The 8,442-nt window shown below is 59.5% G+C and carries 6 protein-coding genes and 1 pseudogene; 2 read left to right on the forward strand and 5 right to left on the reverse strand.

Annotated elements, in window-relative coordinates; genetic code table 11:
• Positions 1-742, forward strand: a pseudogene (locus HMPREF2724_RS12735) (hypothetical protein); the annotation flags it as partial.
• A gap of 123 nt (positions 743-865) precedes the next feature.
• Here HMPREF2724_RS12735 and HMPREF2724_RS00035 read toward each other — a convergent pair.
• The 4 genes from HMPREF2724_RS00035 to HMPREF2724_RS00050 all read right to left on the reverse strand — a co-directional run bounded on the left by HMPREF2724_RS00035 (position 866) and on the right by HMPREF2724_RS00050 (position 6,391).
• Positions 866-2,242 (reverse strand): NAD-dependent succinate-semialdehyde dehydrogenase, encoded by a 1,377-nt coding sequence (locus HMPREF2724_RS00035; protein ID WP_070455511.1) that lies wholly within the window; start codon positions 2,240-2,242, stop codon positions 866-868.
• Between the two features lie 72 nt (positions 2,243-2,314).
• Positions 2,315-3,877, reverse strand: coding sequence for an APC family permease (locus HMPREF2724_RS00040; protein ID WP_070455509.1), 1,563 nt, complete (start codon positions 3,875-3,877; stop codon positions 2,315-2,317).
• Positions 3,878-3,952: 75 nt separating this feature from the next.
• A complete protein-coding gene (locus tag HMPREF2724_RS00045) occupies positions 3,953-4,876 on the reverse strand; it encodes a universal stress protein (protein ID WP_070455507.1) in 924 nt (307 codons plus the stop codon).
• Between the two features lie 3 nt (positions 4,877-4,879).
• Positions 4,880-6,391 (reverse strand): flavin monoamine oxidase family protein, encoded by a 1,512-nt coding sequence (locus HMPREF2724_RS00050; RefSeq protein WP_070586644.1) that lies wholly within the window; start codon positions 6,389-6,391, stop codon positions 4,880-4,882.
• 164 nt (positions 6,392-6,555) lie between these two features.
• Here HMPREF2724_RS00050 and HMPREF2724_RS00055 point away from each other — a divergent pair, with 164 nt between their 5' ends.
• Positions 6,556-7,269: a TetR/AcrR family transcriptional regulator gene (locus HMPREF2724_RS00055; RefSeq protein WP_070586647.1), complete on the forward strand. Its 714-nt coding sequence runs from the start codon at positions 6,556-6,558 to the stop codon at positions 7,267-7,269.
• Positions 7,270-7,295: 26 nt separating this feature from the next.
• On the opposite strand, the gene HMPREF2724_RS00060 is transcribed toward HMPREF2724_RS00055, so the two are convergent.
• Positions 7,296-8,336 (reverse strand): histidinol-phosphate transaminase, encoded by a 1,041-nt coding sequence (locus tag HMPREF2724_RS00060; RefSeq protein ID WP_070455501.1) that lies wholly within the window; start codon positions 8,334-8,336, stop codon positions 7,296-7,298.
• Positions 8,337-8,442 lie beyond the last annotated feature (106 nt).

The following is an 8,442-nucleotide window of genomic DNA, read 5'->3' on the forward strand; positions in this document are numbered from 1 at the left end:
TCCAACCGACCCGACGGATCCAACCGACCCAACCCCGGATGAACCGTCTTGGAACGATGCGAAGGCCCCGGCTGGTGGCGTCGTGAAGGTTCCAAATGTCGGCGGCAAGGTACCGGCAGGTGCCAACGTCGATAAGACCACCGGCCCAGGTTCCGCGACCTTGGAAGAGAACGGCGATGTCATCGTCACCATCAAGCCAGACGCCAAGCCAGGCGATACCGTAACCGTCATCGTCCGCGATGACTCCGACAAGGAAATCGACAGCATCACCGTGACCGTCACCGAGCCGAACACTGATCCGGGTACTGACCCCGGCAAGAACCCAGGCAGCTCGGATGGGTCTTCTGATGGCTCTTCGGATGGTTCCTCGAGCTACCAGCCTTCTGAGCGTTGTGTGGCTACCGGCTTGGCAGTGGGGCTGCCACTGTTGCTGCTCATCCCGGCAGGTCTGGCAGCACAGGTTCGCATTCCAGGTCTGTCTGAGATGCAGGCACAGCTGGCACGCCAGTGGCAGCAGTTCAACACTCAGACGCAGAAGCAGCTGGGTATCTTCAACCCGCAGCTGGCCGGCCAGGTCGAGCAGGCTAATCGCCAGCTCGCGGCCTTCAACGCGAAGATTTCCCCGGAGGTGCGCAAGCTAGGCGCCGGTCTTGCCCTCGTGGCTGCCGGACTTCTGGTAGGCGGTCTGGTCTACGATGCCTGTGCTTCCGACGACGGGTCTTCCACCGGATCTTCTGACTAGTCAGTTGGCAAGCTCAACTGATTGAGCCCTAGGGCTTAATCAAAAGAAGGGAGGCTGTCACTAACGCTTTGGTTAGTGACAGCCTCCCTTTTGCGTATGAGCGTGGGCGGCAAGCCAGCAGGACTAGTTTTCGATGTAGTACATCTGCTTGTTGACGAACTCATCCATGCCCAGCGGGCCGAGCTCACGGCCGAAGCCAGAGCGCTTCACGCCGCCGAAAGGCAGCTCTTCACCCTCACCGGCCGGGGTGTTGACGTTGGCCATACCCACCTCGAGGCGGCGGGAGATGGCCGCTGCGCGCTCGGTGTCCTTGGAAAAGACGGTGCCGCCCAGGCCGAACTGGGTATTGTTGGCCAGCTCGAGCGCTTCCTCGTCGGAGGAAACCTGGTAGACCACGGCAACCGGGCCGAAGAACTCCTCGTAGTAGATGTCGGAGCCGACTGGAATGTCGGTGATAACGGCCGGGGAGACAAAGGCGCCCTTGTCCGCCAGCTCGCCGCCAGCGCGCAGGGTAGCGCCTTCCTTCACCGCGCGCTGAATCTGATCGTGCAGGGTCTCCGCCGCCGCACGGGAGGACAGGCAGGAGTAGGTGCCCTCACCCTGGGCGTCGGCAGGCGCTGCCTTTGCTTCCTGTGCGAGCTTGGTCAGCTCAGCCACGAACTCCTCGTAGATGTCTTCCATGACGATCATGCGCTTGTTGGAGTTGCAGGCCTGGCCCGTGTTGTACATGCGGGTCGTCCACGCCAGCTTGGCTGCTTCTTTGACGTCGTCGGTATCGAGAAGAATATAAGGATCGGATCCACCGAGCTCGAGCACTGCCTTCTTCAGGTGCTGGCCGGCCTGGGCACCCACGATGGCGCCGGCGCGCTCGGAACCAGTCAGGGAAACGCCCTGGATGCGTGGATCCGCGATGATGGTGGAAATCTGCTCGTGGGTGGCGAAGATGTTGTTGTACACGCCTTCTGGAATGCCAGCGTCATCCATGATCTTCTGCACGGCGAGTGCGGAGCGAGGGCAGATTTCTGCGTCCTTTAAGATAATGGTGTTGCCGAGGACCAGGTTCGGGCCCACGAAGCGGGCAATCTGGTAGTAGGGGAAGTTCCACGGCATGATGCCAAGCAGCGGGCCGATGGGCAGGCGGCGGATTACCGCAGTGCCATTGGCAGAAGCCGGAATCGGCTGATCCTTGGTGAACTCCTCGCCGTTATCGGCGTAGTACTTGATGATGGCCGCTGAGAACTCTGCTTCCTCGATGCCTTCGGAGATAGGCTTGCCCATCTCTTCCGCGGCAATCTTGGCCAGCTCCTCCTTGCGCTCCGCAAAGAGGTGTGCTGCGCGAGCAACGATTTCCGCGCGCTCGGACATCGGGCGCGCGCTCCACTCGCGGTAGGCTGCGGCGGCCTTCGCCAGTGCGCCTTCTACCTCGGCGTCGGTGGCGGAGTCGAAGGTCTCGACGATCTCGTCAGTAGCAGGGTTCTGAACTCGGTAAGTGTTAGACATTAATACTCCTTGTTGTGTGATCCAGCTCTTTTTAGAGCCTAATAGTGAACTAGGTTGAAATAGGGCTAGCCTCTAAACTAGCGGCAATTGAGAGTCTTCGCCGGACGTTATCCGCTTCAATGTGCGGCCCTTGAAGAAATCCGGATGGGCAAAGCGCGTGAACAGCATTAATACGGCGCCGAGCAACAGAATTCCCATGCCCAGCACGAAGACGGTGCCCACTCCGAAAATTGAGGAGCCAGAACCGTATTCCGGGCTAAGCGAATCGAATGCGGTGGTAAAGAACATCAGCAGCAAGAAGCCGCCACCCAGCAGGGGGAAGACGAACTTGAAGATGATGTTGTGTACGCTGCTGAAAAGCTCGTGGCGGAAGTACCAAATGCAGGCCACGGCGGTGATGCCGTAGTAGAAGCAGATCATCAATCCGAGGGCAGAGATGGTGTCCCACAGAGCGTTCTCAGAAAGGATGCGCGTGACCGTGTAGAAACCGCCCGCTGCAATAGCGGAGGCAATCGTGGCCGTAGACGGCGTGCGGAACTTGGGGCTGATCTTGGAAAAGACCGGCGGCAACGCCTTGTAATAGCCCATCGCCAGCAGCGTACGGGCGGGGCCCACCATCGTGGACTGCAGCGAGGCGAAGGAACTTGAGAGCACAGCGACGTAGATAAGCAGGGCGGCCGAGCCGAGCACGGGGGAGGAGAGCGCGGCGAAGATCGATTCCTGGTTCTCCGGGTTGCCGGCACCCAGGCCTTCATCACCCGTTCCTGCCCACGTGATGACGGCCAAGGCAGTCAGAATGTAGAGGCTGATGATGACCAAGACCGTGATGGTTGCAGCGCGCCCTGGAGTCTTTTCTGGGTCCTTCGTTTCCTCGTTCATCGTCAGCGTGACGTCCCAGCCCCAGAACATGAAGATGGACAAGGAAATGCCGGCCGCGATGAGGGAAAAGTTGCCGATTTCCAGCGGATTAAACCATGAAACTGAAATCGGGGTGAAGTCGAATCCGCCGCCCTTATAAGCGCGCACGATGGCCACGATGTCAAAGACCACAATGGCCATTATCTGGATGGCAACCAGCACGTATTGCAACTTCTGCGTGGAATCTAGGCCACGATAGGAAACCCAGGCTGCGATCGCGATGAAGACCATCGTGGTGGGGATATTAATCCAGAGATTGCGCGTCAGGTCTGCAATTTCGGGGCGGCCTGATATCTGGGCAAGGAAGAGATAGAAGAAGTCCACAGCGACTGCGGCAAGGTTCGAAAGCACCAGGATGGTGGCAGTAATAAGGCCCCATCCGCCCATCCAGCCCACCCAGGGGCCAAAGGCTTTGGTGGCCCAAGTAAACGAGGTACCGGAATCCGGAACCGCATTGTTGAGCTCACGGTAGGCAAAGGCCACCAGGAGCATCGGGATGAATCCCAAAAGGAGGACCGCCGGAACAAACTCGCCCACCGCGGAAATGGTGGGGCCAAGTCCGGAAGTCAGCGTATAGGTCGGCGCGATGCAGCTGATGCCGATGACGACTGCGCCGAGTAAGCCGACGCGTCCGGTAGCCAGGCCTTTGGTGGAGGCGATGTTATCGCCGCTGCCCGGCGTGGGCTGAATCGGTGGTGCAGGAGTGGCACTAGTCATGACTACTCACCGCCTTTCAAAAAGAACTAGGAAATACGGTCTGGTGGTAGGAAGCGATTTGGGCGAAAGCGCCTGCTAGATCGCTTCGTGGTCGGCGCCGGCGTGCATGTAGCCGGCTGGTACGACGACCATAGGGACAGGGATGGAGCGCAGCATTCGCGACGCCGTGCCACCCAAGAAGAGCCGGCCGGGAACCGCGAGGCGAGAAGAGCCAACCACGGCGAGCTCTCCGTCTTGCCAGGTGACGTTTTCCATTGCTGCTTCGACGTCGCGCCCAGTGGCGACGTCGGTTGTGGCGTAACCAGCCGAGAGCATTTCTTCGGCGATATCGCCCAGCTTGCGGTTGGCGTAAGCGCGTACTGCATTGGGAACGTCGGTGCCGAGGCCATGCAGATCGGACTCGCCAGGCAGCACGAGCGAAAGCAGGCGCAGCGGAATGCGACGGCGCCGTGCGCGGTCCAAACCAATTGCGATGACGTCCGTGGTGCCTGGGCGCGGACCAAACATGGCGGTGATGCGGCTGATGGGACCGGGGTAGGAGTAGCCGTGTGGCGCGAGAGCGATAGGGACAGTACCGGAGTGCAACAACGTGTTGACCGCGGTACCCATTTGGAAGCGGCCAAAAAGGCCACCCTTGCGCGCACCAACCACGATCATGTCGCAGTCCAGTTCTTCCGCCGTGCGATTGAGCGCCTCGGCCTCAGACTCGCCAGGGACGATCCGGGCGGTGGCGCGGATGTCACTGGGGATTTCGCCCAGCGCCTCCTGCAACCAACCTGCAATCTGCTCTTCCAGGATGGAGCTGTATCCGCGGTCGTGCGGGTAGACACCGGAGAAGGAATTATTGGCCGGTGCGGCCATGACGATCTCGAGGTTAACGTTGCGGGTCTTGGCAAGGGCGATGCCCAAGCGGAGCGCGTCCTTGCCGTAGTCCGTAGCAACGTAGCCCACCAAGATATGTCCGGTGGCTGCGCGGCGATCAAAATCAGAAGCAGACAATATTTAACCCTTATCGGCAATCTTCTGGGCGACGAGCTCGCCCTGGCGGATAGCGCCGTCGACGTGTTGGTAGCCCTCGGCAGCGATGTCGGAGCAGGCGTAGTAGATGGAGCCGGTCGGCTCGTTCTGCAGGTGGCCCCAGCGGGATAGGCCGCCTAGGTCATAAGAGGTGGCGTAGGCGCCGCGGGTCCACTCCTCAGCGGCCATGTCGGAGAGGTAAAACGCGATTGGCTCCTTGGTCTTCGGGCCCAGGTAGTCCGCCATGGCAGAAAGTATGCGCTCCTTGCGCTCTTCTTCTGGCAGGTGCCACATTTCCTCGGCATAAACGTCGGAGACGAAGCCAACCAAGGTGCCGTACTGGTCTTCTTCGCCCTCGGCGGAGGCAGCAAAGTTCTTGCCGTAGTTGGTGTTGTCGTAGACTTCCTGAACCAAACGGCCGCCGCCGAAGCCGGTGCCGGAAAGGCCCTCTTCGCGCCAGAAAGGCTTGTCGTAGATGGCGTGGACCTTGATGACCAAGCCCATGGAGATGTGCTGGTGCACGATCTGCTGGTCTCGTGGCAGCGGCGGAACGAAAGAGATGCGGTTGTACAGGTTTGGTGGAACCGCGAGCACGGCGTAGCGCGCCTTCACGGTGACCTTCTCGGAGTAGGCGGTCACCTGGCCAGCAGCGCCGTTGTTGGGCACGCCGTTGCGAACGTCGGCTGCGACTTTGTTGAGGTCATCAGCGGTGGTTGGGTCAACCTCGGCCCAGTGCAGTTCGCGCACCGGGGTACCGAGGTAGACCTCCTCGCCCAGCTCTTCTGCCATGGTCAGCGATACGGACTGCATGCCGCCGATCACGCGGCGGTCCAGGATGAAGTCCTCGTCGACCAAGTTGGAGAAGGAACCTGCGGAAGCAGCCATCAGGGCTGCCTGCAGGGTGGAGAAAGCATAGGAAGGCTTGGTGAGCATGCCCGAGGCGACGTAGATGGAGACGTTGTCGATTGCCTCCGGGTCATCAGACAAGCCTTCGAGCCACGTGCGGAAGGAGATGGAGTCCAGCTCCTTCGCACGCGGGTGTGCCCAGGGGCGCGCCGGGTCCATTTCGGCTGCGAGGGCATCCATGATCTTGATGAGGCGGTCCATCTCCACGATGGTCTTCTCGGAAGTAGGGAAGACGGCGCCCTCGTACTCGTGGCGGGTGCCGTCTGGGGCAACGTAGATGGACTTGCCCTCGCGGTAGCGCTGGAAGGTCTCGAGTCCTAGCTCATCAACGAGCTCGATGAGCCGCGTCTGATCCGGGGAAATCCACTGTCCGCCCAGCTCCACGAAGTGCTCGACGCCCTCGGCATCCTTGACCTTGCCATTCCAGGTACGGCCGCCGACGCGGTCGCGGGCTTCCAGGACTGCGACGGAAAGGCCCTTCTTCTTCAGCGTGCGTGCTGCCATGAGGCCGGCAGGGCCCGCGCCGATGACGACAACGTCGCGCTCGAGGACCGGGTTGGTGTTGGATTCGTTGCTAAATAATGACGACATGGTGGGTTCTCCTGTGTGAAGTGGTGAACATCTTCCTCTACGCGGTGCAGAGGAAACGTCTATGGGAAGATTGTTTGAAAGCTCAGCGCAAAATGAACAACATTCATTTTGTGTTGCGTGTCACTGTACAGGACTTAATGTGACTCTGGATAGAGGTTTGAGCCATGAATTTTTCGCGCGCTAAAGGTCGGCCGCCAAAGGCGCTGGTAAACCGTGAGAAAATTGCCGAGGCCGCTTTAAAAATTGTGGAGGAAAGTGGCTATGCCAAACTCACGATGGCCCGAATTGCCCGCGAAGTGGGGGTGGCGCCGAGCGCGTTGTACAACCATGTACTTAACAAACATGAGTTGCTCATCCTTGTAGAGGATGCGGTTATGGCGCAGGTAGACGCATCGCTTCTCGACGCGGCTTTAGCTGGCGAGGTGAGCGTGCGTCACGCATTAGAGTTCTGGGCGCGTTCCTACCGCGATGTATTCGCGCGGCATTATCCGCTGGTGGAGGTCATTGCTTCTACCCCCGTGTCAGGTGCTCCACGGGCAGGGAAAATGTACGAAAAATTAGCTGAGGTACTGGCATTTGCCGGCGTCGAATCCGCGCAGATTCTGCCGCGGATTATCATGTTGGAGTCCTTCATCTACGGCTCCGCCTTCGACGCCAATGCTCCCCAAGAAATCTTCGAGGTTCCCGAAGACGGTGGTGTAGAAGCGCCGCATCTGCGCAGCGCCCGTGCTGCATGGCAGGAAAAACTTTCGGCTGCGGCAATTGAAGAGCAAAAAGCCGCCAACCCGTTTGCGGAAGATCCGTTTCAAACGGGTTTGGCGGCGTTATTGGCAGACTTCCTGCCGGCGGTTCCAGGTGAGCAACCGCCATCTAAGTAGGGAAAGGGCGATGGGATAGAAGGCGATTATTCGCCGAATGGGCGAATGCCCGCACGCTCCCAGGCGGCCAAGAAAGTGTTTGTTTCTTCCTCAGTGGTAATGGAAACGCGAACGCCCTCATCCAGGTAGCGGCGGATGATGACGCCTTCGTCGGAAAGCTTGCGTTCAACCTCTTCGGCGTCGCTGCGTGGAATCCAAACGAAGTTGCCCTTGGAAGGGCGCGCGCCAATTGTCTCTGCTACGCGCTCGCGCTGCACCTTGGTCTCTTCGACGCGGGCAAGCAGCTCCTCTGCCGAGTTAAGCGCTGCGATGGCAGCCTTTTCTGCCATGTAGGTAACCGTTAGCGGCATGGTCATTAGCTTGAGGCCGTGGATGAGTTCCGGGGAGGCGATGCCGTAACCCACGCGTGCACCGGCAAGGCCGAAGGCCTTGGAGAAGGTGCGGGCGCCCACCAGGTTCGGGTAGTTGAAAATCTCCTCGGCAGAGTCCGGGGTATCCTCCGCGTCGTTGTACTCCCAGTAAGCCTCATCGAGGATAACCACGATGTCCTTCGGAACCCGCTCCATGAAGTCACGGAACTCGCCCTTGGTGATGGTGGTGCCGGTTGGGTTATTCGGGTTGCAGAGGATGATGACGCGGGTCTTGTCCGTGATGGCCTTAATTACGGCATCCAAGCCCAAGCGGTCGTCCTCGGTAAGCGGAGTCATCACTGGTTCCGCGCCGGCCATGCGCACGTAGAGCGGGTAAGCCTCGAAGCTGCGCCACGGGAAGATTACTTCGTCACCAGTGTGGCAGGACATTCCGATGGCCTGCTGAACGATGGCCGAGGCGCCCGCCGCGATGGTGAGGTGATCTTCAGGAACGCCCAGGTACTTAGAAAGCTCGGTGGTCAGTTCTGGGCAGCCATCGATCTGGTAGCGGTTGGTCTCCGCTGCCGCCCGCGTCATTGCCTCGAGCACGGAGGGAAGCGGCGGGTTAGGGATTTCGTTGGAGGAGAGCTTCAGCTTGTCGCCGTCGGACTTGCCGGGCTTGTAATCAGGGAACTTGTTGAGATCAGAGCGAAGCATATGGTTTTAAAACTCCTAACTTTAAAGCGACTTTTAAGAAGTGATAGATAAGAATTAGAACATGTTCCACACGGTAACTGTCAGATGCGAGTTTTTGGTACCGGTG

This window comes from Corynebacterium sp. HMSC071F07 (assembly GCF_001810285.1).
Taxonomy (GTDB): domain Bacteria; phylum Actinomycetota; class Actinomycetes; order Mycobacteriales; family Mycobacteriaceae; genus Corynebacterium; species Corynebacterium simulans.

Excerpts from the sequence above, each read along its gene's own strand:
- HMPREF2724_RS00035 (WP_070455511.1), bottom strand. The coding sequence starts at position 2,242 with ATGTCTAACACTTACCGAGTTCAGAACCCTGCTACTGACGAGATCGTC.
- HMPREF2724_RS00040 (WP_070455509.1), bottom strand. The coding sequence starts at position 3,877 with ATGACTAGTGCCACTCCTGCACCACCGATTCAGCCCACGCCGGGCAGC.
- HMPREF2724_RS00050 (WP_070586644.1), bottom strand. The coding sequence starts at position 6,391 with ATGTCGTCATTATTTAGCAACGAATCCAACACCAACCCGGTCCTCGAG.
- HMPREF2724_RS00055 (WP_070586647.1), top strand. The coding sequence starts at position 6,556 with ATGAATTTTTCGCGCGCTAAAGGTCGGCCGCCAAAGGCGCTGGTAAAC.
- HMPREF2724_RS00060 (WP_070455501.1), bottom strand. The coding sequence starts at position 8,336 with ATGCTTCGCTCTGATCTCAACAAGTTCCCTGATTACAAGCCCGGCAAG.